31 protein-coding genes and 1 pseudogene are annotated in these 25,818 nt (G+C 60.4%); 17 read left to right on the forward strand and 15 right to left on the reverse strand.

All coding sequences use genetic code 11. From position 1 onward, the window contains the following. On the reverse strand, positions 1–540 hold the full coding sequence (locus M2497_RS21865) for a hypothetical protein (protein ID WP_248483125.1): 540 nt from the start codon (positions 538–540) through the stop codon (positions 1–3). 146 nt (positions 541–686) lie between these two features. On the opposite strand from M2497_RS21865, the gene M2497_RS21870 reads away from it, so the two are divergent. After that, on the forward strand, positions 687–1,121 hold the full coding sequence (locus M2497_RS21870; protein WP_248483127.1) for a DUF6678 family protein: 435 nt from the start codon (positions 687–689) through the stop codon (positions 1,119–1,121). A gap of 216 nt (positions 1,122–1,337) precedes the next feature. On the opposite strand, the gene M2497_RS21875 is transcribed toward M2497_RS21870, so the two are convergent. Both M2497_RS21875 and M2497_RS21880 read right to left on the reverse strand, forming a co-directional pair. Then, positions 1,338–2,255 carry an alpha/beta hydrolase fold domain-containing protein gene (locus tag M2497_RS21875; RefSeq protein WP_248483129.1) on the reverse strand — a complete coding sequence of 306 codons (918 nt, stop codon included), beginning with the start codon at positions 2,253–2,255 and terminating at the stop codon, positions 1,338–1,340. After that, the gene (locus M2497_RS21880) at positions 2,255–2,695 is read right to left on the reverse strand and encodes a TspO/MBR family protein (RefSeq protein ID WP_222540100.1); all 441 of its coding nucleotides are present in this window, start codon (positions 2,693–2,695) and stop codon (positions 2,255–2,257) included. Before M2497_RS21880 ends, M2497_RS21875 begins: the two co-directional genes overlap by 1 nt. Positions 2,696–2,890: 195 nt before the next feature. On the opposite strand from M2497_RS21880, the gene chrA reads away from it, so the two are divergent. Beyond that, a complete protein-coding gene (gene chrA / locus M2497_RS21885) occupies positions 2,891–4,078 on the forward strand; it encodes a chromate efflux transporter (RefSeq protein WP_248483131.1) in 1,188 nt (395 codons plus the stop codon). Here chrA and M2497_RS21890 read toward each other — a convergent pair. From M2497_RS21890 to M2497_RS21900, 3 genes are all read right to left on the reverse strand, one after another. Next, entirely contained in the window at positions 4,067–4,639 is a 573-nt protein-coding gene (locus M2497_RS21890) for a nucleotidyltransferase family protein (RefSeq protein WP_248483133.1), read from the reverse strand. The genes chrA and M2497_RS21890 overlap by 12 nt on opposite strands. A 138-nt stretch (positions 4,640–4,777) precedes the next feature. Beyond that, positions 4,778–5,410 carry a hypothetical protein gene (locus tag M2497_RS21895; RefSeq protein WP_248483135.1) on the reverse strand — a complete coding sequence of 211 codons (633 nt, stop codon included), beginning with the start codon at positions 5,408–5,410 and terminating at the stop codon, positions 4,778–4,780. Positions 5,411–5,512: 102 nt separating this feature from the next. Further along, positions 5,513–5,746 carry a hypothetical protein gene (locus M2497_RS21900; RefSeq protein ID WP_248483137.1) on the reverse strand — a complete coding sequence of 78 codons (234 nt, stop codon included), beginning with the start codon at positions 5,744–5,746 and terminating at the stop codon, positions 5,513–5,515. Between the two features lie 160 nt (positions 5,747–5,906). On the opposite strand from M2497_RS21900, the gene M2497_RS21905 reads away from it, so the two are divergent. The 4 genes from M2497_RS21905 to M2497_RS21920 all read left to right on the forward strand — a co-directional run bounded on the left by M2497_RS21905 (position 5,907) and on the right by M2497_RS21920 (position 8,415). Continuing rightward, the gene (locus M2497_RS21905) at positions 5,907–6,338 is read left to right on the forward strand and encodes a YeeE/YedE family protein (protein ID WP_248483139.1); all 432 of its coding nucleotides are present in this window, start codon (positions 5,907–5,909) and stop codon (positions 6,336–6,338) included. A 2-nt stretch (positions 6,339–6,340) separates the two neighbouring features. Next, on the forward strand, positions 6,341–6,766 hold the full coding sequence (locus M2497_RS21910; RefSeq protein ID WP_248483141.1) for a DUF6691 family protein: 426 nt from the start codon (positions 6,341–6,343) through the stop codon (positions 6,764–6,766). An 85-nt stretch (positions 6,767–6,851) separates the two neighbouring features. After that, positions 6,852–7,841 (forward strand): zinc-dependent alcohol dehydrogenase family protein, encoded by a 990-nt coding sequence (locus M2497_RS21915; protein WP_248483143.1) that lies wholly within the window; start codon positions 6,852–6,854, stop codon positions 7,839–7,841. A 334-nt stretch (positions 7,842–8,175) separates the two neighbouring features. Then, on the forward strand, positions 8,176–8,415 hold the full coding sequence (locus M2497_RS21920; protein ID WP_093528274.1) for a DUF6124 family protein: 240 nt from the start codon (positions 8,176–8,178) through the stop codon (positions 8,413–8,415). A 232-nt stretch (positions 8,416–8,647) separates the two neighbouring features. Here the strand turns inward: M2497_RS21920 and M2497_RS21925 are convergent, their stop codons facing one another. Beyond that, the gene (locus M2497_RS21925) at positions 8,648–8,893 is read right to left on the reverse strand and encodes a DUF3630 family protein (protein WP_058425626.1); all 246 of its coding nucleotides are present in this window, start codon (positions 8,891–8,893) and stop codon (positions 8,648–8,650) included. 1,658 nt (positions 8,894–10,551) lie between these two features. On the opposite strand from M2497_RS21925, the gene M2497_RS21930 reads away from it, so the two are divergent. From M2497_RS21930 to M2497_RS21945, 4 genes and pseudogenes are all read left to right on the forward strand, one after another. Then, complete coding sequence (locus tag M2497_RS21930; protein ID WP_248483145.1) at positions 10,552–10,965, forward strand: hypothetical protein; 414 nt, start codon at positions 10,552–10,554, stop codon at positions 10,963–10,965. A 117-nt stretch (positions 10,966–11,082) separates the two neighbouring features. Continuing rightward, positions 11,083–11,163, forward strand: a pseudogene (locus M2497_RS21935) (hypothetical protein); the annotation flags it as partial. A 199-nt stretch (positions 11,164–11,362) separates the two neighbouring features. Beyond that, a complete protein-coding gene (locus M2497_RS21940) occupies positions 11,363–11,956 on the forward strand; it encodes a hypothetical protein (protein WP_248483147.1) in 594 nt (197 codons plus the stop codon). A 226-nt stretch (positions 11,957–12,182) separates the two neighbouring features. Continuing rightward, positions 12,183–12,737, forward strand: a complete 555-nt coding sequence (locus M2497_RS21945) for a GNAT family N-acetyltransferase (RefSeq protein WP_248483149.1) — start codon at positions 12,183–12,185, stop codon at positions 12,735–12,737. 52 nt (positions 12,738–12,789) lie between these two features. Here M2497_RS21945 and M2497_RS21950 read toward each other — a convergent pair whose 3' ends face one another. Together M2497_RS21950 and M2497_RS21955 are read right to left on the reverse strand one after the other, a co-directional pair. After that, a complete protein-coding gene (locus M2497_RS21950; protein ID WP_248483151.1) occupies positions 12,790–14,148 on the reverse strand; it encodes a hypothetical protein in 1,359 nt (452 codons plus the stop codon). Positions 14,149–14,262: 114 nt separating this feature from the next. Then, positions 14,263–14,559 (reverse strand): hypothetical protein, encoded by a 297-nt coding sequence (locus M2497_RS21955; protein WP_248483153.1) that lies wholly within the window; start codon positions 14,557–14,559, stop codon positions 14,263–14,265. Positions 14,560–14,808: 249 nt separating this feature from the next. Between M2497_RS21955 and M2497_RS21960 the strand changes: the two genes are divergently transcribed. Next, positions 14,809–15,345 (forward strand): hypothetical protein, encoded by a 537-nt coding sequence (locus tag M2497_RS21960; protein ID WP_248483155.1) that lies wholly within the window; start codon positions 14,809–14,811, stop codon positions 15,343–15,345. Between the two features lie 14 nt (positions 15,346–15,359). On the opposite strand, the gene M2497_RS21965 is transcribed toward M2497_RS21960, so the two are convergent. Next, positions 15,360–15,968, reverse strand: a complete 609-nt coding sequence (locus M2497_RS21965; RefSeq protein ID WP_248483157.1) for a LysE family translocator — start codon at positions 15,966–15,968, stop codon at positions 15,360–15,362. A gap of 112 nt (positions 15,969–16,080) precedes the next feature. Between M2497_RS21965 and M2497_RS21970 the strand changes: the two genes are divergently transcribed. The 3 genes from M2497_RS21970 (at position 16,081) to M2497_RS21980 (ending at position 18,721) form a co-directional block, all read left to right on the forward strand. Further along, positions 16,081–16,944, forward strand: a complete 864-nt coding sequence (locus M2497_RS21970; RefSeq protein ID WP_248483159.1) for a LysR family transcriptional regulator — start codon at positions 16,081–16,083, stop codon at positions 16,942–16,944. A gap of 97 nt (positions 16,945–17,041) precedes the next feature. After that, complete coding sequence (locus M2497_RS21975) at positions 17,042–17,404, forward strand: hypothetical protein (protein ID WP_248483161.1); 363 nt, start codon at positions 17,042–17,044, stop codon at positions 17,402–17,404. Between the two features lie 69 nt (positions 17,405–17,473). Next, complete coding sequence (locus M2497_RS21980; protein ID WP_248483163.1) at positions 17,474–18,721, forward strand: hypothetical protein; 1,248 nt, start codon at positions 17,474–17,476, stop codon at positions 18,719–18,721. Between the two features lie 320 nt (positions 18,722–19,041). Here the strand turns inward: M2497_RS21980 and M2497_RS21985 are convergent, their stop codons facing one another. After that, entirely contained in the window at positions 19,042–19,767 is a 726-nt protein-coding gene (locus M2497_RS21985) for a BPL-N domain-containing protein (RefSeq protein ID WP_248483165.1), read from the reverse strand. Between the two features lie 125 nt (positions 19,768–19,892). Here M2497_RS21985 and M2497_RS21990 point away from each other — a divergent pair, with 125 nt between their 5' ends. Then, on the forward strand, positions 19,893–20,519 hold the full coding sequence (locus M2497_RS21990) for a LysE family translocator (protein WP_248483167.1): 627 nt from the start codon (positions 19,893–19,895) through the stop codon (positions 20,517–20,519). Here M2497_RS21990 and M2497_RS21995 read toward each other — a convergent pair whose 3' ends face one another. Continuing rightward, positions 20,520–21,146: a glutathione S-transferase gene (locus M2497_RS21995; protein WP_248483169.1), complete on the reverse strand. Its 627-nt coding sequence runs from the start codon at positions 21,144–21,146 to the stop codon at positions 20,520–20,522. A gap of 131 nt (positions 21,147–21,277) precedes the next feature. On the opposite strand from M2497_RS21995, the gene M2497_RS22000 reads away from it, so the two are divergent. Next, the gene (locus M2497_RS22000; RefSeq protein WP_058425639.1) at positions 21,278–21,733 is read left to right on the forward strand and encodes a VOC family protein; all 456 of its coding nucleotides are present in this window, start codon (positions 21,278–21,280) and stop codon (positions 21,731–21,733) included. Here M2497_RS22000 and M2497_RS22005 read toward each other — a convergent pair. Next, the gene (locus M2497_RS22005) at positions 21,711–22,337 is read right to left on the reverse strand and encodes a TetR/AcrR family transcriptional regulator (RefSeq protein ID WP_248483171.1); all 627 of its coding nucleotides are present in this window, start codon (positions 22,335–22,337) and stop codon (positions 21,711–21,713) included. The two genes, M2497_RS22000 and M2497_RS22005, sit on opposite strands and share 23 nt — an antisense overlap. 134 nt (positions 22,338–22,471) lie before the next feature. Here M2497_RS22005 and M2497_RS22010 point away from each other — a divergent pair, with 134 nt between their 5' ends. After that, positions 22,472–22,912, forward strand: a complete 441-nt coding sequence (locus M2497_RS22010; RefSeq protein ID WP_248483173.1) for a hotdog fold domain-containing protein — start codon at positions 22,472–22,474, stop codon at positions 22,910–22,912. Between the two features lie 173 nt (positions 22,913–23,085). Here M2497_RS22010 and M2497_RS22015 read toward each other — a convergent pair whose 3' ends face one another. Next, complete coding sequence (locus M2497_RS22015; RefSeq protein WP_248483175.1) at positions 23,086–25,143, reverse strand: methyl-accepting chemotaxis protein; 2,058 nt, start codon at positions 25,141–25,143, stop codon at positions 23,086–23,088. A 345-nt stretch (positions 25,144–25,488) separates the two neighbouring features. After that, the gene (locus M2497_RS22020; protein ID WP_248483177.1) at positions 25,489–25,788 is read right to left on the reverse strand and encodes a DUF3144 domain-containing protein; all 300 of its coding nucleotides are present in this window, start codon (positions 25,786–25,788) and stop codon (positions 25,489–25,491) included. Positions 25,789–25,818 lie beyond the last annotated feature (30 nt).

The following is a 25,818-nucleotide window of genomic DNA, read 5'->3' on the forward strand; positions in this document are numbered from 1 at the left end:
TCACTGGCGCAACTCACACACCGCATTGCCCTTCATGCCCGACGCATGCACGCTCACATGGCGCACCGTAAAACCGGGCTTCACCACCAGCTTCTTCTCTTCCCAGGTGCCGCCGTTTTCAACCTGGTAACCGATGGCGCCATCGGCTTGCCAGGTCAGGCGCAGGGTGTACACGCCGTTATGATCGAGTGTTTGATGAATCGGCGTATCGATGATCGGCTTGGCCTTATTGAACGTACGCAGGTTGAAAATCCGCTGATCCGTACCGGCTGGCGAATAGCTGGAGAGAAACAACGTATCGTCTTCGGCCGCATCCTCGGCGGCCGCCAGGATCACCGACGGCACCCACTTCTCGCCACGGTCCTGGGTGTCGGTGACGACCTTGCAGGTCAACTGGCCCTTGCCGGTGACGTTCTGGCGCCAGCCCGTTTCGTAAAAACCGTAGGGCACATCGAAGCGCAGGGTCTTCTCGGTGACTTGCTCGCAGCCGGCCAACAGGTAGAGCGCTGATAAAGCGATGACTCCTTTTAGAAACTTCACGTGCTGTCCTTGGCTTGAATAGGTGGGGCCGAGAGATTACCCGCGCAGTCAGATAAAGTGGATAGATTTAGCGGGCTGCCGTGTCGTGATATACCTGCGCCCGTCATTGATTTCAAACCCGACGGGTTAAAGGAGATGAGCAGAAAATGACTGAACTACCCATGGCTGACGCGCGCCAGAATGATAAAAGCCGCAAGGTCATCCAGACCGCTATCAAAGAACGAAACCTGGCAGGCGCGGCAAACAACACCAAGTGGAACGAACTGATTACACACATGCGCCAGCGCTCGGGGTGGGTACCGTCTTATCGCTCAAAATCCATCACAGGCCATATCTCGGGATGGGATGTGGAATGGTTTTACCACCTACCTTTCCCTTTTGCGTATGTCGAATGGCTCGACATCGGCTTGTGGCAAGAAGCGCCTTCGTTAGGCGTATTACTGCCACGAACGTATATTGACCATACCGAGGAAATCTCTCAGGTTATCTCGCAGATAGGCTTCGAATTTGAAGTGAAGGCCGACGTACTGAGAATTCGGGGATACCTTCCAAAATCCTTCGATGACTTTCCGCCGGCATAACGTACAGCGGCGGATCCTGCGGCTACGCCCGAACTAACGCCTTGCCACTGCTGGCCCTGCTCAGCCACCGTCACTGTAGTGAGCGGGCTTGCCCCGCGCTGGGTGGCGAAGCCGCCCCAAACCCAGGCGCCTCGGTGTGCCTGGGGTCCCGTTGCGAACCTGGCGCGGGGCAAGCCCGCTCACTACAAGTTACAGTCGGCATGGCGGTTTGAATGATCATCTCCCTAGTAGGGCACTGATCCACTGGTGGCTATAAGCAAGCACGCGCCCCCCCATCACCACCGGAAAATGAATAAACCCATGCGCCGCCTCCGGCAACAGATGCGCCTCAGCCCCCGGCCACCGCTCAGCGATCAACAGCGTGTCATCCTTCAACGGGTCCAACGCCCCCACAAACATCAACGCCGGTGGCAAGCCTTCGAAGTCGCCATACAACGGCGATAACGGCGGCTGCCGACGCTCATCATCGCTCAGGCCCGGCGTCAGCATGCGCAACGCCTCGACCATGCCTGGCCCGTCCAGCAACAAGGTGTCCGGCCCCGCCGCACGTACGCTCGGGGTGCCGGTCAAGTCGTACACGCCGTAATACAACACCGCCCCGCACACGCGCTGGAGCAGTTGCGGCCATTGCTTCAACGCCAGCAACGTCGCCGCCGCCAAATGCCCACCGGCCGATTCGCCGACCACGAACACCGGCAGGCCGGCAAATTCATCGGCCGTGAGCAACCAACGCGCCGCCGCCAGGCAATCGTCCATCAGCCCTTCGACCGGCGTGTCGACCGCCAACCGATAATCCACCGACACCACCGCCACCTCGCAGGCGTTGACCATGCCCAGGTTGAGGTCGTCATCCATCTGCGCATTGCCGATTACCCAACCGCCACCGTGGATATCCAGCACCACACCCTTGGGCTTGCCGCTCGGCCGCAGGATGCGCACGGGTACGGAGTCAACCACCTTGCATTCAGCAGCCGGCGCTTTCTTGAGCATTTGGCTGGTGCGCAACAGCGCCTGGATCAGGCGCGGTGTGACGCGATTACGGATCTTGAAGCGCGGCATCCAGGCAAGCTTCTGGTTGAAGCGACGCATCTCGGCCAGTTCCGGCTCACTGGCGGGCCAGGGTGTATAGGCCATCAACGGTTATTCCGCAGGATCGAGAAGTTCAGCGCCGCCGCCACGCACAGCCAGGCAAGGTAGGGGAACAGGATCAAGCCGGTGATCAAATCCAGTTGCACTGCCAGTACCACCATGGTCGCCACGGTCAGCCACAGCACCGCAATAATCACCATCCCGGCCAGGATGCGATGGGCGCCGAAGAACACCGGCGTCCACAAGGTGTTCAAGGCGATCTGCGCGGCCCACAAGGCCAGCACCATTTGGCTGCCCGGGATGAGGCTGAGGCGATAACCGGCCCAGGCCAGCAACAGGTAAATAATCGTCCACGCCACCGGGAACAACCAGTTGGGTGGGGTGAAGCTGGGTTTGACCAGGGATTCGTACCAGGCTCCCGGCTTGAAGATGATGCCGGTACTGGCAGCGGCGGCGCAGGCGAGCAGGAAGATGAAGAAGGTCATGGGCGGTCCTTGGCTGTCGTCAGCGGTTGTGAGGGGAAGGCGTTGTCCGTGCTTTATCAATGACTCAAACGCTCGCGCAAAAATTCAATCCTGCGTGGCAAATCGCATACAACAGCGCTCCTACTTCATGTCATCAAAATTCGCTAAGGTGCTTCGACACCCTAACCTGTTTGCTCACCAGCGAGATCGCCTGCCTTGACCCATGCCTCCACCCCACCCTGGAAGGTGTTCCTGATCTTCCTGCGCCTAGGCCTCACCTGCTTCGGCGGCCCGATTGCACACTTGGGTTATTTTCGCGAAGAGTTCGTGGCACGCCGCCGCTGGTTGAGCGAGCGCAGTTACGCGGAGCTGGTCGCACTGTGCCAATTCCTCCCCGGACCGGCCAGCAGCCAGGTGGGCATTGCGCTCGGTTTGTCACGGGCGGGTTACGGCGGCGCATTGGCTGCCTGGGCCGGGTTTACCTTACCGTCGGCCCTCATCCTGGTCCTGTTCGCCCTAGGCATTGCCCACCACGGCTCGGTGATCCCTGCGGGGGCGTTGCATGGCCTCAAGGTGGTTGCGGTGGCCGTAGTGGCACAGGCGGTGTGGGGCATGGCGCGCAACCTGTGCCGAGGCGTCGCCCACGTCATGCTGATGCTGATAGCGGCCGGTGTGGCCCTGCTGGAACCCTCCGCCTGGGCCCAGGTCAGTGTGATCGCCGCCGCAGGCCTGGCCGGCGTGATGTTGTTCAAACCCGAGTCGAGTGCCGGACATGACGCGCTGCCGATCCCCCTCAGCCGCCGAGCGGGGGCGCTGTGGCTGGGCGCTTTTTTTGGGGTATTGGTGGGCTTGCCGATCCTGGCCGACTGGCTGCCCAACACCACCCTGGCGCTGCTGGATGCCTTCTACCGCACCGGTTCGCTGGTATTCGGTGGCGGCCACGTGGTGTTGCCCCTGCTGCAGGCCGAGGTGGTGCCAACGCACTGGGTGAGCAACGACGTGTTCCTTGCCGGTTACGGTGCCACCCAAGCCGTGCCCGGGCCGCTCTTTACCTTTGCCGCCTTCCTCGGTGCCTCGATGAACCAGCCACCCACCGGCTGGCTGGGCGGCGTGGTCGCCCTGCTGGCGATCTTCGCCCCGTCGTTTCTGCTGATCTTTGGCGCCTTGCCCTTCTGGGCCAGCCTGCGCCGCAGCCCACGCACCCAGGCCGCACTGGTCGGAGTGAACGCAGCGGTGGTAGGCCTGCTGCTGGCGGCGCTGTATCAGCCGGTATGGACCAGCGCGATAGTGACCGGGTACGACCTTGGCCTGGCGCTGCTCGCATTCATCGCCCTGCTAGTCTGGAAGCTACCGCCGTGGCTGGTGGTGGCTGGCAGTGCAGCGCTGGGATGCCTATTGGGATAACCCCGGCTCCACAATTCGCAGCCATGGCCAGCGCGCCTGATAACTGCGGGCCTTCTGCACAAACAACGCCGGCTCCGGATGCAGCGGGTTGATGCGCAACACGCCCTGCTCCACATCCTCCAACCCATAAGGCGCATACACCTCGCCCGTGGCAATCTCCAGGCCGATGCATGTGCCCGCCACCAGGTAACGGTCAATCCCCTGCCTGGCCGTGTGCAACTGCGGGTAAGGCCGGCCAAAGCGCTCGCCGTACCACAGATGCACCCGCGCCTGGTTCTTCACCTCGACATTGACGCCCAGGTCTTGGAACAAGCGCTCGGCCGCACGGATGACTGCGTCTTCAGCCTCGTAGGACAGGTCGGTATCGAAGTAGAAAACGTCGTAGTCCTTTACGCCCTGGGCCGCCGGCAAATTCGAGTGATGATTCCACACCGCCTGGAACAGGCAGCCCGCCGTGAGGAAGCACTGGTCCACGCCCAGGTCGGGCAGGCGCGCGGTGATTTCGGCGTTGATGGGGTTGGCCATGGCCAGGTTGAGCAGGGTTTCGACAGTCAATGTCATGGGCTCTCCGTTATCCGTGACGCGCTCGAACGGCAGAGGTTACACCACGGCGTGGAGGGTTTCGTGACCCGCGCTTTTCGATCTCACGCGGGATCAGCGTAAACCAGGACTTGCGGCAGCACCGCCCTTGCCCCCCCTTCAATGAGAAGCTTCAGCCTCGGTCAGCGGCTGGCGCTTGGCCCACTCCATCAGTTCCAGATTGGGAATGTGAATAACGCCATCCACACGAATAATGTAATTGGGCCAAGGAATATCCACCCCCGCCCTCTGCAAATTGGCAATGCGCCCCGCCGCATGGCGATCGACCTTGTAGCAATCGAACGCATACTTTGAAGTCTCGTCCTTGGAATTGTATTGCCGGTACTTCACCACAACGGTGCATTTTTTCTGCGGCAGGTCCGTAACCTCGCTGAGTTCAGCAACGCTCGCAGGGATCAGCAGCCCGTTCGTTGCATTCACCAGGACCTGCTCGCTCGCCTTGATCAGCCTATGCCCTTTCGGGATGTTGAACAGACTCATGTCCGGGCTTTTGTCAGCGGCGGTTTCAAGCACCAGCCCCGTCAGGATGGCCGCACGATTGCCGACATTCGTCACCAACACCTCCATCCGGTCAAAATCGCTGTAAGCCAGCGTGATGTCCAGTTTTGAATAGTCCCCTTTCAACCAACTCCAGGCGGGAGGAACAACCACAGAGGCTATAGATACAAGGGCCACTGGCAGTCCGAAAAGCAGACTCAACCGTTCCAGCTTGCCCTTAGTCAACTTCTTCACTCGATTCCCTCTTACACATAGGCTGATGTCACGGCCAGATAGTGGCACTTAACCATCATGCCATGCCTTGGCTCGACCATCAGCCGCCTGAGAGGGGTGTTTTCACGCCTGCAACTCACCCGCCCGATGCGCCGCCGCGTCGTCGTACACCACATACAACGACTCGGCGACTTGGCTCTTGATGGCCTTGGTGGACTCAAGGCCCAGCACAAAACCCTCGGCCTTGCCGCCGGCGCGATTGAGTTCTTCAGGGGTGGCGGCGCCGGTGATGGCGTCGAATAGCTTGGTGGCATGGGGGCTAACGCCCTTGGGCAGGCTGATCTGGTCGATGGACATGGGCGATACCTTAAAAGAGAGAATTCGGTAGCGCGTGCAACCACTGCCGGGGTGGCATGGTAGACCGGCTGGCTGAGAAAGGGGGCTTTTTCATGACCCTCCCCACACCACCGTGATAGCGCTAAGCTACATCCCCCTCCCGCCCCGCAGGCCCAGCACCATGACCCTCTCCCCCGACTTCACCCCCTGGGCCTCGTTGCTCGGCGGTGCACTGATCGGCCTCAGCGCCGGCCTGTTCATCCTGCTCAATGGGCGCATCGCCGGCATCAGCGGCCTGCTCGGCAGCCTGCTGGCCAAACACGCTGAAGGCCGCGCTGAAAAGGGCCTGTTCCTGCTCGGCCTGCTCGCCTCGCCCTGGCTGTGGTCACTGTTCGCCAGCTTGCCCGGCGCGTCGATCCAGGCCGGTGGCGCAGCGTTGGTGCTGGCGGGGCTGCTGGTAGGCCTCGGCACCCGCTACGGCGCCGGCTGCACCAGTGGGCACGGGATCTGCGGGCTGTCGCGCCTGTCGCTGCGCTCGCTGGTGGCGGTGGCGTGCTTCATGGGCAGCGGGTTTGCGGCTGTCTACCTCATCCGCCATCTGATCGGAGCCTGAGCATGCGCAAATTGACCGCCTTGATCGCCGGCCTGATCTTCGGCCTGGGGCTGTACCTCAGCGGCATGACCAACCCGGCCAAAGTGCTCGGGTTTCTCGACCTGGCCGGCGAATGGGACCCGTCCCTGGCGCTGGTCATGCTCGGCGCGCTCGCCGTCAGCAGCGTGTTCTTCTACGTCGCCAGGCAGCGCCGCACCGCATTGCTAGGCGCGCCGATGCAGATGCCGACCAACCGCACCCTCGACCGCCGGCTGGTGCTCGGCAGTGTGGTGTTTGGTGTTGGCTGGGGGATCGCCGGGCTGTGCCCCGGGCCGGCGGTGGCGTTGTTGCTGACCGGGCAATGGCAGGTAGGAGTGTTCGTGCTGGCCATGGCGTTGGGGATGTGGCTGTTTGAGCGGATTGAGGCGCGCAGATTGGCCAAGGCTTGAGGCGCGGGCGGGAGGTTGTGCTTTATCTCCACCCGCCCCCGGCCTACATTGAACGCCTTATCGATCAACCCCGAGGTCAGCCCCCATGGCACGCATCGTCCGGATTCACGCCTACGGCGACGCCAGCGTCTTGAAACTCGAAGACGTCGACGTCCCCGCCCCCGCCGCCGATGAAGTCCAAATCGACGTCAAAGCCTTCGGCCTCAACCGCGCCGAAGTGATGTTCCGCAACCACGCCTACCTGCAAGAAGCCGAATTCCCCAGCCGCCTGGGCTACGAAGCGGCCGGTGTGGTAGTCGCGGTCGGCGCCGATGTCAGTGACCTGCAGGTGGGCGACGCCGTCAGCGTCATCCCACCGCTGGACATCGCCCGCTGGGGCACCTACGGCGAAGTCGCCAACGTGCCCGCCCACCTCACCGTCAAACACCCGCAAACCCTCAGCTTCGTACAAGCCGCCGCGTGCTGGATGCAATACGTCACCGCCTGGGGTGCCCTGGTGGAACAGGCCAAACTGACCCAGGGCGACACCGTACTGGTCACCGCCGCCTCCAGCAGCGTCGCCCTCGCCGCCTTCCAGATCGCCCGCAGCGTCGGCGCCACCGCCATCGGCGTGACCCGCACCCGCGCCAAACAACAAGCCCTGCTCGACGCCGGCGCCCACCACGTCATCGTCAGCGACGAAGAAGACCTGGTGGAACGCGTGATGCAACTCACCCACGACCAAGGCGCCCGCGTGGTGTTCGACCCGATCGGCGGGCCGGGTTTTGAAGCCCTCACCCAAAGCATGGCCCAGGGCGGAATCTTGCTGGAATACGGCGCACTGAGTGCCGAGCCCACGCCGTTTCCGTTGTTTACCGTATTGGGCAAATGTTTGACGCTCAAGGGGTATCTGTACGCCGAGATCGTCGCCAAACCGGCGGCGTTGGCGCGGGCCAAGGCGTTCATTCTGGACGGGCTGGCCTCGGGCGCGTTGGCGCCGGTGATTGCGAAGACATTTGCGTTGGATGAGGTGCAGGAGGCGCATCGTTTTTTGGAGGCGAACCAGCAGGTGGGCAAGGTGGTGGTGACGGTGTGAGGGCGGTGTCCTAGGACATTTCCCAAAGCAGGGCAGTGGCTTGCCCGATTGCCTACGCCTGCGTCAGAATCCGCCGGCTTGTGCGCTGGGGTGGTGGAATCTATGGTTGCGCGGTCGCTGAATTTTTCGGTGATCGGGTTTAGTAGCCCGGATCGGTTATCTGAATGTGCATGAGCTTCATCAGTCAGACATCACGTCTGTGCTTGATGGCGGCTGTGCGCAGGGCGTCCTCGGACGCGCCGGCTTTAGATATCCACCGGTCTACTAACCTGCGTACAGCTGCCACCCACTCGTTTAGTAGCGGGGAGGTGGTGGCCCAAGTCAGGATATCTTTATGCCTCACGTCATGCAGGATTCAACCGTGCTCTTCTGCGTTGCTCCAGACGCAAGCAATGAAGCCCTCATTGCCAATAGTTACGAAACCTTCGCCTCTGTCAGTACCCTTCTGCTCGATCTATCCGAAGATCTGAGCGGCAAACATCGAGATATTGCACTGGCTATCCACCAATTGAGTGAACTGGGCGTGTTACTCACAGCCAAGCTCCTTGATCGTGAGGCGCCCTCCGCGGGCTGACCATAGCTATCCAGAAGACGAGGCAGGTCAGTGGCTGAGTCGAAGTATGAAAAATGGGGGCGGATTGATCCATGAAGAATCAATTTGTCCCCTTTTCAGTGGACTCAAAACGGCCTTTGATGAATGGCTACTCTCGGCCAAAAGCTGACGATGGCTACAGGCAGAAATCGACCCACTGCTGCCGTCTAGATCAGACGTGATCTTTGTTGGAGCGGGCTTACCCGCAAAGAGGCTACTTGAGCAACACACATACTCTTCGAGCGATGTCATCTGCGCCATCGGGAATGTCCACTGAAATGCCTAAATAGTGTTCAAGGTGCAGGGTGAGCGTGTGTTCATCTACCAACAGATCCCAGTAGCGCTGATCTTGACCATCGAGCCTCTCTTTCCAGCAACCTCCCAGCCCTTGCTCAAGAACCCGGGCCACGTCCTCGAAAAGCGTCCAGTCGGCTTCTTCTGATACTTCAATCCTCACCATGCGTCACCTCACCACCAAAAGTCCCCCGATTCTGGTGGCTCCTGCGAATGGTCGCAATGGGTCGAAAGTCGTCAATCGCGAAGCGCAGCTATTGGCCGTGAGCTGCGGTACGCAACTGAAAGCTTCCGGCCCAAAAAAGCGGCTCCGAATCGCCGAATGAAGGCTAAGAAACCTGATCACCTATCACTATGAGGGGTTCTCCGAAGGTTACATCAGATAGCCGAGTAGCCTCAGCTAATGCCCGTAAAGGGGCAGGCAAATCGAAAAGTGTCAGTGGATTCAGTGGGCGGCATTGCAGCTCATACCCCCTCAAGGCCTGGCGTGAATCGCGATGAACGTCTGACCAGTCGTACGCGAAGAACCCACGTTTGGCAAATTCAACGAAAGCGTTTACGCCAGCCCTGGCAGTGACCCGATCTACATCGGACACCTCCGGCAATGAAAGGACAAATTCTTCGGAGTTTTCGACGGAGGGCATTGCGGAATCAGGAACCGGCCCCGGCCCACCCGTAGTGAAGAGCGCAACCTGCCCGAGGGCGTCGGTGGCGACCCATCCAACATCAAAGTCCTGGAGAACGAAGGGAGCCACCATTTGCACCTACTTTATAAAAAGGGACGAGTTGATTTCCTAACTCTACTTCCCAGCCCGGAGTGTGTAAAAGCGCGTCGGCAAACTCTTAAAGCAGGAAGAAATTCGACGAGTTCATTATCCCAGCTTTAAACATCCGGTTCTGGCCGATTGCTGCCCGCTACGACAGGCAGAAATCGGCCAGAAGCAGCACGTCAGCACGAGCAGAAATCGCCAGACTATTCAACCGGTAGAGACAACAGACTAGACACTGCGCTGGCAGAAAGACTGTCTCAGATAAGGCGAGGCCATAAGTTGGTGGCAATACGCTTTGTCTGTGTACGCCATCACAATCCGCACCCCTTTGCGATAGGCTCAACGACAAGTGTTGAAGGCGCTTTCCCTGTCTGAATATCAACTACCTCCAATGCGCAACCGGATTTAGGAGCTGAGTGGGTCACTTGGTAGATCCCCCCCGCATTAGGGACGAAGCTACTGATGCTCAAACAACTCCTATGGATTAACGGCTGATCCGTGTTCTCACGCTCCTTGATTCCTGAGCTGAGTGCGCTCAGGTAAATGCGCCGATCAGGCTGGATTAGAAATCGATTCTTTTCAGGTTCTGACGGTGAAACACTACCTAGCACACCGGTCTCTTTCGTGTCTTGGCAGTGAGCATCGTAGTAGGCCCAATACACTTGGCTGCCTCCAGACATGAATTCGTTTTTCCCCCAATGAGCATCAAGGGTGGCGTGCGGCGCATTCGGTGCCGGTTGCTGGTAGTGACCAACACAACCAGTCAGAAAAATCGCACAGCAGATAAGTATGGATTTAGTCAACTTCACACCAACCTAGAAAAATCCAGAAATGGGGACATCTGGTCCGTTATCGGCCAGTCTGGTTTAAACAAGAGAGTTCGTCTCAAACGTTGACGATGTTATGCGGACGATTCAGATGGGGCCAGGCTGTGTGAAAACACATTTTTAGAACGATTCGGCCATGGGGGCATTCGACCAGGTTTTGAGGCAACATATGATCTCTAAGAATCCAGCAGCTCGACGCAGCTCGCAAACCAAATCAGGAAGAATGAATGCCTTCCCGTCGCCGCCTCAGTAGTGTCTGTCAAAGTATTGCGCATCACGCTGCGAGCAGTCTGTCGTACGTACACCCACATCTGTTGCAAGCCCTCAAAGCGACCGGGGAATCGATCGCGACGGTGGATCTAATGAGTGCGACCCCATACCCGAAGGAGCTTCTCAGTCATCCCCACCTTCCCACCGCCCTCTCTTCACTACGTGATCGTTTTGAACAGATTTTGAAATCTGAAGGATTTTTAATAACCGACCTCAACGAGGCCAAGCTATTTTTCAAACCTGATCGCCAATACCGTGACGAGTATTGTTGCGAATGCCACGCAAGGTTGTCTCATTCAAGCGGCCGTAAATACTTTGCGGCAGTCAATTGCATGGGTAAATCCATTGTTCCCCAGCTTGCCAATATCTGACCAATCCCCTCCGGTAATGTCTTCAATCCAGATGAAAAGCGAGCTTTAAGGCCAAAAGTCGGAATACGCCGAGGATGATCTAAGCTTTTGTTCGTCTAGATCGTATCGGGGGCGATCATGAAGCGATTTATTGAAGGTGAGGCTCGGACGCAAGTCACCTTGCTGCCGGAGTGTCTGGACGATTACGTAGCCGAAGAATGGAGAATTGGGGCCAGCCCACGTTATCAATAATGGTGTGCCTCCCCCTATTCCCCCTGACCAACCCGCTTGCTGTGGGACTTGTTGTTGCTGAAATTGACATCGCCGGTACAACCGCGATCTGACCCACTTTGCGTCGGCTACGGAATGCACCTGTTTTCTTGCGGTCTGTAGCACAACGCTGCAAAGGACTCGCGCCATGTCGATTCGCCCCACGCTCTGCCTGTTGATCCTGCCACTATTTGCCGGCTGCCAGTTTTTCCCACAGACCCATTACTTCACCGCCCCCGACAACGAGCCGAACCCCGCCTGGGTACGCATCGTCAATTTCACGCAGCACGCCGATATCTACCAATACGAAAACGGTATGCGCTCGGGCGGTGTCATCCGCAGCGGGCCGCTGCCCTTCATCCATACGCAGGATCAGGGCATGCCTAAAGCCGGGCAGCATTTGACGTACGACTATTATGAAACCCGCGTGCGGCCCGGCATCGGAACCCATGTGGGGCTGTTCTGGGAGGGGCCGCGCACTCAATCCTGTTTTGTCACGGTGCAGTTCACGCCGCAGGCTGGGCGTTACTATCAGTTCAGCCTGACGTCGGGCTCCAGCGGCACCTGCACGGCCAGGCCCTCGCTGATCGAGCGCGATAAAGCGGGGGCGGGATGGCATCTCACGCCTAATCCGCAGGTGACTTACTCGCCTGTCGGCCCCACCGCCAAAACCCACTACAACAATAGTCGCTTCGAGGACCCGGATTACCAGCCACCTCCCGGTCTCTATCCGGGGATGTAGGGATCAGCGACCAACGCCAGCAACTCATTCACCAGTTCAACGGCTTCCTCCTGATAGCCCTCGCGGAGAATTGGAGAATTGGGGTCAGACCACGTTTTCAAGAATGCTGGTCTGCCCCCAATTCCGTTCAACACAACCGACCAGAAGTGAACACTCGACACTAGAGCCAATGGTTTGAGAAAGTACCGATCAGACAAGCTACCCCGAGCACAGAGGGTTTCATGCAATGGATTGTTTTCCCACGCTTTGCACTAACCGCCTGATCCTGACGCCGCTTCAATTGACTGATGCGACGGCGGTGCAGCAGTTGTTCCCGCAATGGGAGGTCGTCCGGTATCTGGACAACAGCGTACCATGGCCATATCCACCTGATGGCGGGCTGACTTACGTGCGTGATGTAGCTCTGCCTGCCATGGCGTCAGGGCGAGAATGGCACTGGATGATTCGCTTGCGCGCTGAACCCGAGTGCAGCATCGGCAGCATCAGCCTGTTTGACCAACCTGGCAACCATAGAGGCTTCTGGCTCGCTCCGCAGTATCAGGGGAACGGTTACATGCGCGAAGCGTGTAAGGTCGTCAACGCTTATTGGTTCGAAACATTATTGCGCCCGGTTATGCAGGTGCCCAAGGCCGCCCTCAACCACCCTTCACGCAAGATCTCTCAACATGAAGGAATGCGCATGATCGGGACGCGGGACGGACATTTTGTCTCCGGGCCCATGCAGGTTGAAATATGGGAGATGTCGAGAAGCGAGTGGCTCGCTGCAGAGAATCAAGCTTGACCTGCTTCGTCCATGTCAGTGCCGGCGGCAGGGGTGATTGCTGTCACTCGCATTAGGCGCGGGCCCCTCCTCGCTTCCCACGTTTGAACCGTCTGGCAGCACGGCTTGCAACGCCTCTTACCCATCGGCTGGAACTGACCGTCAGACGTTTCAGTAAACGCATGCACTGGCCTGCCCGGAATCGAACCGCGCGCAAGACGCGACGCCTGTCAGCCTCAGGTCGCGCATCCATCAGGCATAGCTTGGTAGTGGCCAGAGCCACTTTTGCCCCAATCGCTACAGCGACAGCCAGGAAGTACAGCCAACGATGATTCTTGGCTTGATCATGTTGACCCACAAGCGCAGACAATTGCTTCAAATAGGGCTTAGCAGCAGCAAGCCGCGGAATGATGCATTCGCTCGCCAATGCCACGGTTTGGCTGCCGATACGATCATCCACAAGGCCCGCGGGACCATCCGGTTTCGCCATGCAAAAGTGGTGGGGGACATACTCGCAGGTACTTGAGAGCGGCGATGACTGCGAAATGTCGCCCGATAAGTACTTCACCGGACATAGCGTTTGATTGTAGTCGGCGATCTCTTTGCGAATAGCGATTACATCCTCATCGCTCAGGACCCAGCGACTCGCGGAGTAAAACCCTTTGGAGTCATTCGGCGCGAACTCGATGAATTCGCTGGCTTCACCTTCTTTGATGTTGGTGAAGGTCCACTGCGAATAGCGGCTCCACTGGCACGACTTCAAATCATCCAGTCCATTGGCCTTGCAGTAGTCGTCATAGCGTCTGATTTGGCTCAACAAGTAGCCGCTGGCGTCCTGGATGCCTGACGTCGCCTCCTTGAGCATGGCGTTGTCCTCGCTGGCACCGTTGTCTGCTACGAAGAACACTGCAGCGACCAATGCCAGCGGGAACCAGAAATGGTCGTAGATCTGGCGGAACCGTTCGGTAAGGTTGAGGTTGTCATACGCGAGAACCATGATGCCCCAGCCGGTGATGGCGCACAGCATCAATAGGGGAATCAGCCCAATCTCACTGCCGAGTTTCCCCACGCCATGGATGGTGTAGCGCGTTGGCAGGTAATTGATTGTCGGGAATAGGCCGAGGCAGCTCAACACACCTGGTAGGAGCAAGATTCCCAAGTAGATAAGTAGGCCCTGCCTCTTGCCCACGGTATAGGCTGTAGCTGCCAGCAATGGAATCACCAACAGTGACAGCATCATCAGGTAGCCCAGCGTGATCACCATTGCTTGATCGGGTGACCAATAGCTGCCAATGATTTTCCCAGCGGTGTCACGTTCGGTGAAGCTTGATGACACAACGTCCAGGCCTTCCAAAATTTGGTGCAGGTTGTACGCCGCGCCATGGAGGAAGGTTACGTATGGGTAGAAGAAGTTCGCGATGGAAACTGGCATTGACTTAAGTCCTTGAATTACTGGCGCATTCCTTGGCTATGGGAAGAATAGGGGTCAGACCACGTTTTCAATAATGGTAGCCTGCCCTCTATTTCTGCCAGCCACCTCCCAGCCTCAATCCGGGGATGAAGGGATCAGCGCCAGCAACTCATTCACCAATCCAAAGGCTTCCTGCTGATAGCCCTCGCGCCAGCGGGCTGAGAAATCCTCCGGCCTGCCCTGCTCTTCCCACTCGGCCAACGCCAGGCCATTGATAATTTCCAGCTCGAACCATTGGCGCTGCCAGGCGGCAGCGTCGGTTACCAGCGTGGTGTCCTGCCACAGGAACTCGGTGTGCGCGACAAATTGGCTCCACGCAAACAGCCCGTGTGAAGCCCTTTCGCCCTGCGCGGTCAATTGCGCTTTATTCACCCTCGGTGCCCTCACGTTTGCAATTCAATCCCCACTGAAATAGCGCCATGCCCATAACCCGCGCCGTGGGGTAAGGCAGTAGACCCTTTGCGCAGGCAAGAGAATAAGTGCGCAGGAGCCTTCGGACCACCCCACGATTACACACGGGGGATTAAGGCGACGGATTTGGTTTACCACGTTTACACTGGCGCCTTTTGCGCCACTCACTCAGGCACGCTTATCGACCCCCTTACGAATGGAATCGACACCATGCTCACCTCCCCGCGCCCACTCAAACCGCTCATCGGCCTCACCCTTCTCGCCGCCCTCACCGGCTGCGGCGCATTGACGGATGTGCGCTCCTTCTCCACGCCCTACGCCACGCCCACCAGCGCTGAAACCGTGCGCCTGCGTGTGATGAGCGATGGCATGGTGCGCGCCGTGCCCAATTCCAACTGCATCAACTTCCGCCTGCCCGGCGCGGGGGTGATGGTGGCCAACCGAGAGGGCTACGCAGACCGCAACGGCGAAAGCCTGGGCATGGCGCCCGTGCAGCGGTCTTCGGAGGCCACGGTGATGAGTGAACTGCGGGTGCCGGCCGGGCAGCCCATCGCGTTTCATTACATCGGCAATCGTTGCTACAACATGTTCACTTTCGTGCCCGAGGCGGGGATGGATTACGAATTGGATGCAGCGGGTCGCTATAAGTGCGGGGTGACGCTCAAGCGCATGTTGGTCGGCAAGACTGAGGGCACTCGGGTGCCGTTGGGTGAGAGCAAGTTGTGCAACTGGGGCGATAACTTCTGAGCCACGTCTCGCCCTCAGCTGTGCAACGGCAACGCCACCCCGAACAACACGAAGAACCCGCCACAGACTTTATTGAACCGCCGCCCGGTGCGCGCCAGCCATGGCCGCACCCGGTGCGCGGCGCTGGCCACCAGGTATTCGACCACGAACTCCACCACGGCGTAGGTCAGCGCGATGATGGCGGTCTGCGTGATGATGTTTCTGTGGGGGTCGAGGAAGGGTGGGATAAACGCGGTAAACAGCAGCAGCGCCTTGGGGTTGGAGAGGGCCGAGACCAACCCTTGGCGGAACAGCGACCAGCGACGCAGGCTGGCGGTGGCCGGGGTTTCCAGGCTGACGGGGGCGGCGCGCCACAGCCCGTAGCCCAGCCAGATCAGGTAGAGCCCGCCGGCAATCTTCAAGGCCGTAAACGCGGTGGCCGAGGCCTGGATCAGTGCGCCCAGGCCCAGCGCACACAGCGCAAGCACCAGGGCAAAGCCGAGCACGCCGCCGCTGATGGTGAACAGGGTTCTGCGACTGCCGTGCAGCGCGCCATGGGTCAGCGCCAGCAACGCATTCGGGCCTGGCACCACGGATATTCCGCAGCAGGTGATCAGGTAGAGCAACCAGGTTTCAAAGGGCATGAGCAGTTCCACAATGGGGAGGTTCTGGCTGCTATCTTGCGAATGAACAACGAACGTGAAAAGCGCATAATTCACGTCGCAGCCATTCGATTAACGAATAAAGGTAACCGCCATGTCTTCCAGCGATTTGCAGATCGATTGGCTCAAGTGCTTCGTCGCCGTGGTGGATGCCGGTTCGCTGTCGGGGGCGGCCCATGAGGTGAACCGCTCGCAGTCCGCCGTCAGCATGCAGATGAAAAAACTCGAGGCGGCCCTGGGCCGGCCCTTGCTCAACCGTGGCCCGCGGCACCTGCAACTGACCGATGACGGCCAGACGTTGCTGGGCTATGCGCGTCGCATGCTCGCCTTGCACGCCGAGACCCAGGCGGCGTTTCACGGCGAGGCGTTGACCGGGCGCATCCGCCTGGGGGTTGCCGAGGACTACGCGGCCAAATACCTCACGCCGCTGCTCAAACGTTTTGCGCCGCGTTATGCGGGGGTGGACATCGAGCTGACCTGTGAACAGTCGACCGCGCTGATCCCGCGTTTGCGCAGCGGCGATCTTGATCTTGCGCTGGTGTCCAGGGACTCGCCGCACACGGGGACGTTTCTGTTCAAGGAGCCGATGGTGTGGGTCGGCTCCGCGCAATTCGAACTATGGCGCCGCGACCCGGTGCCTATCGCGGTCTACGAAAGCGAAAGCCTGGCGCGCCGGTATGCGGTGAATTCACTGGCGCAGCAGGGCCGCCAGTTCAAGGTGGTGTACAACAGCTCCAGCCTGGCCGGCCAGCTCGCCGCCGTGGAAGGTGGGCTGGCGATTGCTGCGATTACAGAGTGCACCGTGCAGCCGTCCTTGCAGGTCTTGAGCAGCGAACACGGCCTGGGCGCTATCGAACCGATGGAGGTGTCGATTCTACGTAGTCGGGCTTCGCGCGGATCCAAGGCGGTCAACAGCCTGCATGGGTTTATCATCAGTGCGCTTAGAGCTCAGGTGTAGCCCTGTCGCGTCGCGCTATCTGGACACCGAGGTGATCCCATAGCAGCCTCGCTGAAGCTCGACAGCTCCTACAATTGATCTGCATTCGGAGCTATACATGGCCCTGTCCAAACGTGAAACCGTTGGTATCGAACGCCAACTGGTCGCTGCACTGACTGACGCCTGCGAAACGGCGAAGGCTGAAATCCCGGGGTTTGAATGGCTGACGCACACGGTCAACTACGCCGACTTCCCTCAAAGCCTGCGCATCACCTGGGTCTTCGACACCCGCGCCAACAAAGACCACGCGGTGGCGACCGGGTTGGACGCGCGCATCCGCGAACTCACGGCCGCAGCCCTGCACGATGCGCAAATCCCACCCGTGCCGTTGCCGCGCTGCGTTCACCTTGACTCCGAAGAAGCCTGCCGAGCCCAGCACGGCGGCAATTGGCGTTTGCGCCTGACCCGCTCAGCCAACTAGAGCCTGGCGCCCAACTGCTGGATAATGCCTCGCCCTGTTCTCCGCCCGCTGAAAAGGAAATCCCGCCCCATGAAGTTGCCGCTTTCCGCCGCCCTGCTTGCGTCTGCCCTGCTGTCGCCTTCGATGGCCCACGCCGACGACGCCGCTTTGGTCGACACGCTCAAGGCCTTCACCCGCTGCGACGCAAGTTTTTTCAGCAGCCTGAACACCCACCGCGACGCCTGGCAGGCCTACGCCCCGCTCAAGCAAGAGAAGGACTTCAGCTGGATCGCGGTGCGCGATCGCACCGACCCCAAGGCCACCGCCGTGCCGGTAAGCGCGCCGGCCATCGCCGGCTTGAAGTTGCTGTCCTACAACGATGAGGTCAGCGATCTCGGCCCGCTGGGCCTGTATTACTTCTGGGGTTTCACGGTGGACGGCAACATTGATGAGGTCGCGCAGCGCTTTGCCGCACTGCTGGACCAACCCGCTGCGCTGCAAAAAGGCGAAGGGCAATACACGCGCAGCGAGCTCAAGGTGGGCAACAGCTGGCAGGCGATCAAGCCGATGCCGGGCAAGGCGCCAGGGCTGCGCAATGTGGAGCGGGTGCTGATCGTGGAGCCGGAGGGCACGCACTCGCGTGTGAGCTGTTCGGTGCAGGGCGGGGTGACTCCCGGCTTGGTCGCACTGCTGCGGCCGGACATTGCGCCGGTGGATTACCCGCGCACGGTGGCCGAGACCCATCTCGCCGACGTGCCGGTGCCGCCCACTGTGCTCCAGGGCCTCGACGCGCCGCTGTTGCAGCCCAGGTTCAAGACGTTGAGCTACACCTACCTGTCGAAGAATGACGCGGGCAAGGACGCGCCGATCACGATCCGGTTCAAGGCCGAGGGCGGTTTGCTGGTGAAGAATGAGGCCTATGGCAACGCCTTCAATGTGGACCGTTTAATGCTGGCAGACCTGATCCAGCTGAAATCGAAAATGAACGGCGTGGGCGAAGGCCAGGTGCTGCAGACCCGCGAGGCCGAGGTCAAACTACCGACCAGTTGGGCACCGGGCCAGACCCTGAGTGCGCACCTGAAGATGGCCAATGTGCCGGTCAAGCCCACTGACAAACCGACCGAAACCACCTTGACCTGCAAAGTCGGCGAGCGCTTCCCGGCGCGCCAGGTGTTTGCGTCGTTGACGGGCGATGCCATCCGGCTGGCCTGCGAGCAGGACGGCTACACGTCGTCGCGCGCGTTTATCGAGGACCTGGGGGTGGCCCTGACGCTGGAGTCGACGTCGAGCCAGACCCACTATGTGAATGAAATCCAGACGCTGGACGTTGTGCGCTGATTAGGGCTCCACGCCACGCAAGAACACATCGAAGCGGCGACTGATCGCCCGTTGTGTTTAGCCGCAGTCGCACTCAACGTGTGATGAGCCGGCTTGTTGTGGCGAGCGGGCTTGTTGTGGTGAGCGGGCTTGCCCCGCGTTGGGTGGCGCAGCCGCCCCAATAAATACACCGCATTCTTTCAGACAGAATGCGGTGCCTGGTCTGGGGCCGCTTCGCGCCCCAACGCGGGGCAAGCCCGCTCGCCACAACAAGCCCGCTCACCACAGATAAGTTTGAACAACCACAGCAAGCCCGCTCACCACAAGGGATTAGGGGGCAGTTAGAAGTGGCGTATGAGCGAACCAAACAGGTCGCCCCGGGGCATTTGGCTCAACGGGATTTCGGCGTTCTCGAACCACTGCGCACTGGCTTCCGGATGGGGCCCGCTCAGTATCACTACGCCTTTCTCGAAGGTATACCGCGCCGCCGCGACGTCGCCGTTGCGGTAGGTCGCGATGGCCGTGTAGGGCGCGACTTTGGGAAAATACGGACCGTCCTGGAAGAACACCTGGTCAGGCTTGCCGTCCCACGTGACCTGCACAGCGGCGTCGGCGCTGTCGGGCACTTCGAAACCGGGGCGGCCGGCTTCGCCGTCGAGGTCCACGGGGATCAGGCCGAGGTTGCTGTCATCCGCCAGGTAGGCGCCCATGCACAAGCCCAGGTAGCGCCCGCCGTTGGCCACGTAATCGCGGATCGCCTCGCTGCGCGCATCGCCCAGGCTGCGCAGGGCGCCGGGGATGTCCTGGCCGCCGCCGGGTTGCACGTAGAGGTCGTAGCGCGCCAGGGTTTGCGGGGTGATGTCGATGGGCTCGTCGGCGCCCACGAAGTCGATACGGTAGTTGGGGTTGATGCGCTGCAGGGCCTTTGCCACGTTTTCCGAACAATCATCGCAGCCTGCCGGGCCACGGTAGATGGCGACACGGGTGATAGGCGCCGAGGCTTCGGCCGGTGACGGCAGCAAAAGGGCAAAGGCAAACAGCGTGGCGACGACAGCTCGCAGGTTCATGGTCAAGGACTCCTGAAGGACCACGCAAAGCCTATAGCGATTGCGCCGTTGAATCCGTTAACAGTTGTAAACGACGTTCAGTTGGGGATAACTGGTGGTCGAGCCCCGTTCCGAGAGTGCCCATCATGTTTGAACTCGCCGCCCTCATCACCTATATCGCCGTCGTGATCGGCCTGTTCCTGATCCCCGGCCCGTCCGTGTTGCTGGTGATCACCCGCACCGTGCAGGGCGGCCGCAAGGTCGGGGTCGCCACCGGCCTGGGGGTGGCGTGCGGCGACCTGCTGCATACCCTGGGCGCGGCACTGGGCTTGTCCGCGATCCTGATGACCTCGGCTACCGCATTCAACGCGGTGAAGTGGGCTGGCGCGGCTTACCTGATCTACCTGGGCATCCGCGCGTTCATGGCCAAGACCGGCACACAGAAAGGGCTGACGTTGCCTGCGGTCACGCCGCGCCAGGCGTTTTTCCAGGCGGTCGGTGCCGAGTTGCTCAACCCGAAAACCGCGATTTTCTTCCTGGCCTTCCTGCCGCAATTCGTGCACCCGGAAGCCGGCTCATCACTGGTGCAGTTCGCGGTGCTGGGTTTGATTTTCTCGGTGCTCAGTGCGGTGTACACCAGCCTGCTCGCCCTCGCCATCCGCCCCTTGAGCCGAGGCATCAAGGGGCTGTCCAAACTGCGGCGCTGGGAAGGAAAAATCATCGGCACGCTGTTTATGGGGCTGGGGCTGAAGGTGGCGTTGCAGCAGCGTTAGTCACTTGGCAAACGCATACTCCCCACCCTGCTCCACCGCCTTGCGATAGGCAGGTCGGGCCTGGAATGTTTCTACCCACGCCGCCAGGTGCGGGTAGGCCTGCAACTTGCCCTGGGCCTTGGCGATTTCGCCGATAAAGCTCATCTGAATATCCGCACCGCTCAGCTCGTCGCCCAGCAGGTACGCTTTATCGGCCAGCACGTCGTTCAGGTAACCCAAATAGTTGGCCACTTCCGATTCGATACGCGGATGCAACGGCGCACCGGCATCGCCGAGGCGGCCGACGTAGAGGTTGAGCATCAACGGCAACATGGCCGAGCCTTCGGCAAAATGCAGCCATTGCACGTAGCTGTCATAGGCAGCGCTGGCCGGGTCCGGTTGCAGGCGGCCCTGGCCGTGATGGCGGATCAGGTAGTCGATAATCGCAGCGGACTCGATCAACACCTGGCCGCCGTCTTCGATAACCGGGGATTTGCCCAACGGGTGGATGGCCTTGAGTTCAGGCGGCGCTAGGTTGGTTTTCGGGTCGCGCTGGTAGCGCTTGATCTCGTAAGGCAGGCCGAGTTCTTCGAGCAGCCACAGGATGCGTTGCGAACGTGAGTTGTTGAGGTGATGGACGATGATCATGGCGTGCTCCGCAGGGCGAGAGGGATGTCTTGGAAACAGACTACGCCAGCGGCCGGGAGTGCCGACAATTAAATTTCAACGCGACAAACACTCGTGGTTACCATGGGGATCGATTCCACAGGAGTTCCTCCATGGACCTGAAGTTCAGTCACGTCGACATACTGGTCGAAAACCTCGAGGAGGCCTGCGCCTATTACGCAAACATCCTCAAGGCACGCATCTCCAAGACCTTTGTGTGGGAGCGCGGCGGTTTGCATGTGCGTTATGCCGTGGTGCTGATGGGGCAAGAGCGGTTCATGCTGGTGCAGCCGATTGCCGGGAATCTGCGCGAGCTGTTGGACGCCCACGGCGAAGGCATGATTTACCGTCATTGCTACACCACGCCGGACATCGAGGTCGCCTATGACGAGCTGATCGCCGCCGGTGTGCAGCCCGAGAATGAAAACGGTGTGCCCCTGGCCCGCGAGAACCTGCAGTCGCCTTCCGGCGGGCGCATTATCTGGCTGCCCAAGCGCTTCGGGCACTTTTCCATGGAGATCCTGGAAGAGAAGACACTCGAGGCGTTTATTGTGGAGGCGTTTGGCTGATCGACGCCCACGCCGCCTGGGCCAGTAACTGCGCGTAGTCATTCGGGCTGTTCTTGACCCGCCCGGACAACCACGCTCGGGCGTAGTTTTCTGCCGCGCCAATGATCAGCGATAGCAAAAGCTCGGCGGGAATGTGGCTGAACGCTTCAGCGCGGCCCGCCTCGCTCATCCACTCGGTCAACTGCCGATTGCGCTGTTTGTTGCGGGTGAGCAATTCATCCTTGAACGGACCGTTGGCCACGGCGAAACGGCTCTGGAACACAAAGCGCGCCCAGTCGGGTTGCGCGTCCACCCACTCCACATAGCTGCGCACCAGTGCCTCCACGCCTGCCTGGGCGGTTTGCGCCTGCGTCAGGTAGTGCTCACGCAGGACGGCCTGGTCCTCCAGCGCGGCAAAAAACAGCGCGGCAACGATGCCTTCCTTGCTGCCGAAATGGTGGTAGATGGCGCCCACGCTGGTGTCGCACCGCGCACGGATGGTTTCGATGTTCGTGGCTTCAATACCCACTTCGTTAAAGCAGGCCAGGGCCTCGCGCAGGATGCTGCGCTTGAGGTCGCTGCGCCGGCCCGGGAAGGTGCGCTCGATCAGATCAGGTGCGTGCATGAAGTCGCTCGCCAAATGTGCGGAGTCTAAAGGTACGGCAGCCGCGAGAGAAGGCATGGCTTGACACTCTTGAGATTTACAGAATATTGTTCCGTCACAGAATATTATTCTGTAAACCTATCCGGAGGAAATCCATGAGTCAGTTTCTCAGCATGTTCAACAGCGCAGGTCCAGCCGCCTTCAGCCAGATGGCCTGCCAGGTGGCGCCCTACTTCAGCACCATCAACCCTGAAATCGCCGAACTGCGCCCAGGCCATGCGGTGGTCAACGTGCCGTTTCGCAAGGAAATCACCAACCACCTGGCCTCGGTGCATGCCATTGCGTTGTGCAACGCAGCGGAACTGGCCGGTGGCACGATGACCGATGTGTCGATCCCCCAAGGCGCCAAATGGATTCCCAAGGGCATGACCGTGGAGTACCTGGCAAAGGCCAAGTCGAACATCCGTGCGGTGGCGGATGGCAGTGGCATTGACTGGGCAACGGCTGGCGACAAGATCGTGCCGGTGGATATTTTCGATGAGGGCGGGGTGAAGGTGTTTACGGCGAAGATCACCATGAATGTGAAGATCGCCTGAGGACACGGCGGCAGGAGGAGGACCTGACCCGATACTGAAAACAGCGCAGGACAAAATGTGGGAGGGGGCTGCCCCCCGAATGCGGTGTGTCAGTCGCTGAATCTGTTGACTGGTACACCGCAATCGGGGGCAAGCCCCCTCCCACATAGGATCTGGTTTGTTTGGAAGACAGCTCAGCCCAGGCGGAACCGCGCAGTGTTGTCACTCAGTGCCTGGCTGCCTTTGCTCAGGGTATCGGCTGCGCGGTTCACTGCCCGCGCACCGTCGAGCAAGCGCCCGGCGGCCTGGTCCACTTGCTGGATGTTGCCGCTCACTTCATCCGCCGTCGCCGCTTGTTCCTCGACGGCGGTGGCGATCTGCGCCAGGGTGTCGGTCACGTGCTGCACCGCCCCGGCGATCTCGCCCAAACGGGTGCCCAGCCCGGTGACGGACTCCGCATCCGTCAGCGCTTGTTCACACGCGGCGCCCATCAGGGTCACCGCCTGGCTGACCGTGGCGCGCAGGCTGTCGACGGTGCCGGCGATCTGCGCGGTGGAGGCTTGGGTGCGTTGCGACAGGCTGCGTACTTCATCGGCCACCACCGCAAAACCACGGCCCTGCTCGCCGGCGCGCGCGGCTTCGATGGCGGCGTTGAGGGCCAGCAGGTTGGTCTGTTCGGCGATGCCGCGAATGGTGTCGACCACCGATTGAATCTGCTGGCCCTGCTGGCTGACTTGCTCCAGCGCATCGGCGGTGTCGGTCAGGCGTTGGTTGAGCTGCTGGATGCTGGCCGTGGTGCGCTGGCTATCGCGGCTGCTGTCTTCAGCAATACGCCGGGTCTGCTGGGCGCTGCCCGAGGCCTGTTCGCAGCTTTTGGCGACGCCCAGGGAGGTCGCCGCCAGCTGGGTCGCGGCGGCGGCAATCTGGCTGATTTGGTGTTGCTGGTCTTCGACTTCGGTGAGGGTGCTGCCCGATTGCGAATTGAGGGTAAGCACCGCCGAGCCGAGCTGCTGCGTCTCGTGGTTGACCCCCAGCAGACTGGTGCGCAGTTGCACCACCGCCACGTTGAGCGCGGTGCTGATGGCCGCCAGTTCGTCGCGCCCTTCCACCGCCACCTCCACGCACAGGTTGCCGTCGCGCAGGGACTCGGCCAGGGTGGTGATGCCGCTGGCACTGCGGCGGATCGAGGCTTGCAGGCACATGAACAGGTACAACGCGGCCAGGGCCAGCAGGCTGAATGTCGCCGCGACGGGGACGAACTTCTGCAACGAGCGATCGCGGTAGTGACCCAGGCGCGCATCCAGCGAATCGAGGGATTGGTTGCGCAGCGCACCCAGGCTGTCAAGCATGCCGTCGACACTGGTTTCGAAGGCGGCGGTGTCGAGCTTGATGGTGCCGCCGAACACGCCGTCGTCGAGTACTTTGAGTTGGTTGTCCAGGCGTTGCAGGCTGGTGTCGTACTGGGTGGTCCAGGGTTCCAGGCCGGCGTACGGCTTGGCCTTGAGCGATGCCGCCGCCTTGACCAACTGGTCGCGCGCATCGCCGATACGGCCGCGCAGATCACGCATCTGCAAACGGCTTTGCAAGGTGAATTGCCCCGAGGCGATGGACGACTGGCCGACACTGGCCATGCGTCCGATGCGCTCGATCAGGTCCGGTGTGTGCTGGGTGGACATCTGCATCAACAGGTAGGTTTCCAGCCATGGGTCGAGAATCAGGCCGGCGTCCAGGGTGATCTGTTCGCGCAGGGTTTGCATGGCGGTCAGGGCCGAGGTGAAACGGTCGTAACCGTCCGGCCACCAGCCCACGGTGCGCAGGGACTGGGAGTCCATGCCCTTGACCGTGGCCTGCAACGCTTCGAAGCGAGCCAGCACGTCGGCGCCGGCATGCTGGGCCTTGAGTGAATCCCCCAGGGTTTGCAGGCTCTGCAGGATCAGCGGGAAATTCGCATCGACCTTGTCCATCGCCGCCTTCGCCGCCGGAGTCGGGGCGTGCAGGATGTCGGCGGCTTTCCAGCGCGCGGCCAGGTTGCGCTGCGCCGTCAACTGGCCGTCCAGCCCATCCAGGGCCAGCAGTTGGCGAACGCCGGATTGCTCGCTGGAAATCACGGTCAGCTTGTCTCGATAGTCCGCGCCGATCATCCACAGGCTGCCCGCCAGGGGCAGCATGAACAGGAAGAACAGAATCTGGAACTTGCGCGCAAAGCCGAACCGCCCCAGCAGGCGGATACCCGGTGATAAAAGGCTGTGCATGTGCAAACACTCCCCAAAAACGACCCAGGCGGTGCACCGCTGGGTGAAGCCTTGAAATGACTAACGGCAAAATGCCATGTCATTGATTGGGAAGGCACTAGCAAGATGTGGGCCGCTGGTGGAGAGGCCGGATACAGGCGGGGTGGCACACTGACGGTGCACGCAAAGCGCCCTGAAATGGGGCGAAAGCACCCATCACTGCGCGCAGATATGTAACCACGCCACAAACCCAAGGTGGGAAGGGGCTTGCCCCCGATGGCAGTGTGTCATTAAGCACATTCTTCGCTGGCCCACCGCAATCGGGGGCAAGCCCCCTCCCACATTTTCAACCCCCGACAGCCTCGCTTACCCTTGCGCCTGCCCGGCCATGTACCGGCTGAAGTTATTGATGTGATCATCCAGATTATCCTCAAGCATCATCCGGTACTGATCGCAGAAGTACTTCAACATGGCCTCCCGTGCATCGGCCATTTCAGCTCCGGACTTGAAGTTGCGTGCACTGGCCCAGGCATTGAAGCGCGTGGTGCCAAACATCATCGAGGCGCTGACCTGGCCGAGGTTTTCGTGGGTCTGGAGCTGCTCGTTCGACAGCTCGATATGCGCGTCGGCGCGGTCGTAGAAAGTGGGGTCGATGGCGTCTGCCATGGTGGTTTTCCTTGGTCATCAGGTTTGAAT

Source organism: Pseudomonas sp. CYM-20-01 (assembly GCF_023169845.1).
In the GTDB taxonomy this organism is placed as follows: domain Bacteria; phylum Pseudomonadota; class Gammaproteobacteria; order Pseudomonadales; family Pseudomonadaceae; genus Aquipseudomonas; species Aquipseudomonas azotoformans.

Bases quoted from the DNA above. Each gene is read 5' to 3' on its own strand.
- M2497_RS21870 (WP_248483127.1), top strand. From the start codon at position 687: ATGACTGAACTACCCATGGCTGACGCGCGCCAGAATGATAAAAGCCGC.
- M2497_RS21875 (WP_248483129.1), bottom strand. From the start codon at position 2,255: ATGGCCTATACACCCTGGCCCGCCAGTGAGCCGGAACTGGCCGAGATG.
- M2497_RS21880 (WP_222540100.1), bottom strand. From the start codon at position 2,695: ATGACCTTCTTCATCTTCCTGCTCGCCTGCGCCGCCGCTGCCAGTACC.
- M2497_RS21890 (WP_248483133.1), bottom strand. From the start codon at position 4,639: ATGACATTGACTGTCGAAACCCTGCTCAACCTGGCCATGGCCAACCCC.
- M2497_RS21900 (WP_248483137.1), bottom strand. From the start codon at position 5,746: ATGTCCATCGACCAGATCAGCCTGCCCAAGGGCGTTAGCCCCCATGCC.
- M2497_RS21905 (WP_248483139.1), top strand. From the start codon at position 5,907: ATGACCCTCTCCCCCGACTTCACCCCCTGGGCCTCGTTGCTCGGCGGT.
- M2497_RS21910 (WP_248483141.1), top strand. From the start codon at position 6,341: ATGCGCAAATTGACCGCCTTGATCGCCGGCCTGATCTTCGGCCTGGGG.
- M2497_RS21915 (WP_248483143.1), top strand. From the start codon at position 6,852: ATGGCACGCATCGTCCGGATTCACGCCTACGGCGACGCCAGCGTCTTG.
- M2497_RS21920 (WP_093528274.1), top strand. From the start codon at position 8,176: ATGCCTCACGTCATGCAGGATTCAACCGTGCTCTTCTGCGTTGCTCCA.
- M2497_RS21925 (WP_058425626.1), bottom strand. From the start codon at position 8,893: ATGGTGAGGATTGAAGTATCAGAAGAAGCCGACTGGACGCTTTTCGAG.
- M2497_RS21930 (WP_248483145.1), top strand. From the start codon at position 10,552: ATGCCTTCCCGTCGCCGCCTCAGTAGTGTCTGTCAAAGTATTGCGCAT.
- M2497_RS21940 (WP_248483147.1), top strand. From the start codon at position 11,363: ATGTCGATTCGCCCCACGCTCTGCCTGTTGATCCTGCCACTATTTGCC.
- M2497_RS21945 (WP_248483149.1), top strand. From the start codon at position 12,183: ATGGATTGTTTTCCCACGCTTTGCACTAACCGCCTGATCCTGACGCCG.
- M2497_RS21950 (WP_248483151.1), bottom strand. From the start codon at position 14,148: ATGCCAGTTTCCATCGCGAACTTCTTCTACCCATACGTAACCTTCCTC.
- M2497_RS21960 (WP_248483155.1), top strand. From the start codon at position 14,809: ATGCTCACCTCCCCGCGCCCACTCAAACCGCTCATCGGCCTCACCCTT.
- M2497_RS21965 (WP_248483157.1), bottom strand. From the start codon at position 15,968: ATGCCCTTTGAAACCTGGTTGCTCTACCTGATCACCTGCTGCGGAATA.
- M2497_RS21970 (WP_248483159.1), top strand. From the start codon at position 16,081: ATGTCTTCCAGCGATTTGCAGATCGATTGGCTCAAGTGCTTCGTCGCC.
- M2497_RS21975 (WP_248483161.1), top strand. From the start codon at position 17,042: ATGGCCCTGTCCAAACGTGAAACCGTTGGTATCGAACGCCAACTGGTC.
- M2497_RS21980 (WP_248483163.1), top strand. From the start codon at position 17,474: ATGAAGTTGCCGCTTTCCGCCGCCCTGCTTGCGTCTGCCCTGCTGTCG.
- M2497_RS21985 (WP_248483165.1), bottom strand. From the start codon at position 19,767: ATGAACCTGCGAGCTGTCGTCGCCACGCTGTTTGCCTTTGCCCTTTTG.
- M2497_RS21990 (WP_248483167.1), top strand. From the start codon at position 19,893: ATGTTTGAACTCGCCGCCCTCATCACCTATATCGCCGTCGTGATCGGC.
- M2497_RS21995 (WP_248483169.1), bottom strand. From the start codon at position 21,146: ATGATCATCGTCCATCACCTCAACAACTCACGTTCGCAACGCATCCTG.
- M2497_RS22000 (WP_058425639.1), top strand. From the start codon at position 21,278: ATGGACCTGAAGTTCAGTCACGTCGACATACTGGTCGAAAACCTCGAG.
- M2497_RS22005 (WP_248483171.1), bottom strand. From the start codon at position 22,337: ATGCACGCACCTGATCTGATCGAGCGCACCTTCCCGGGCCGGCGCAGC.
- M2497_RS22010 (WP_248483173.1), top strand. From the start codon at position 22,472: ATGAGTCAGTTTCTCAGCATGTTCAACAGCGCAGGTCCAGCCGCCTTC.
- M2497_RS22015 (WP_248483175.1), bottom strand. From the start codon at position 25,143: ATGCACAGCCTTTTATCACCGGGTATCCGCCTGCTGGGGCGGTTCGGC.
- M2497_RS22020 (WP_248483177.1), bottom strand. From the start codon at position 25,788: ATGGCAGACGCCATCGACCCCACTTTCTACGACCGCGCCGACGCGCAT.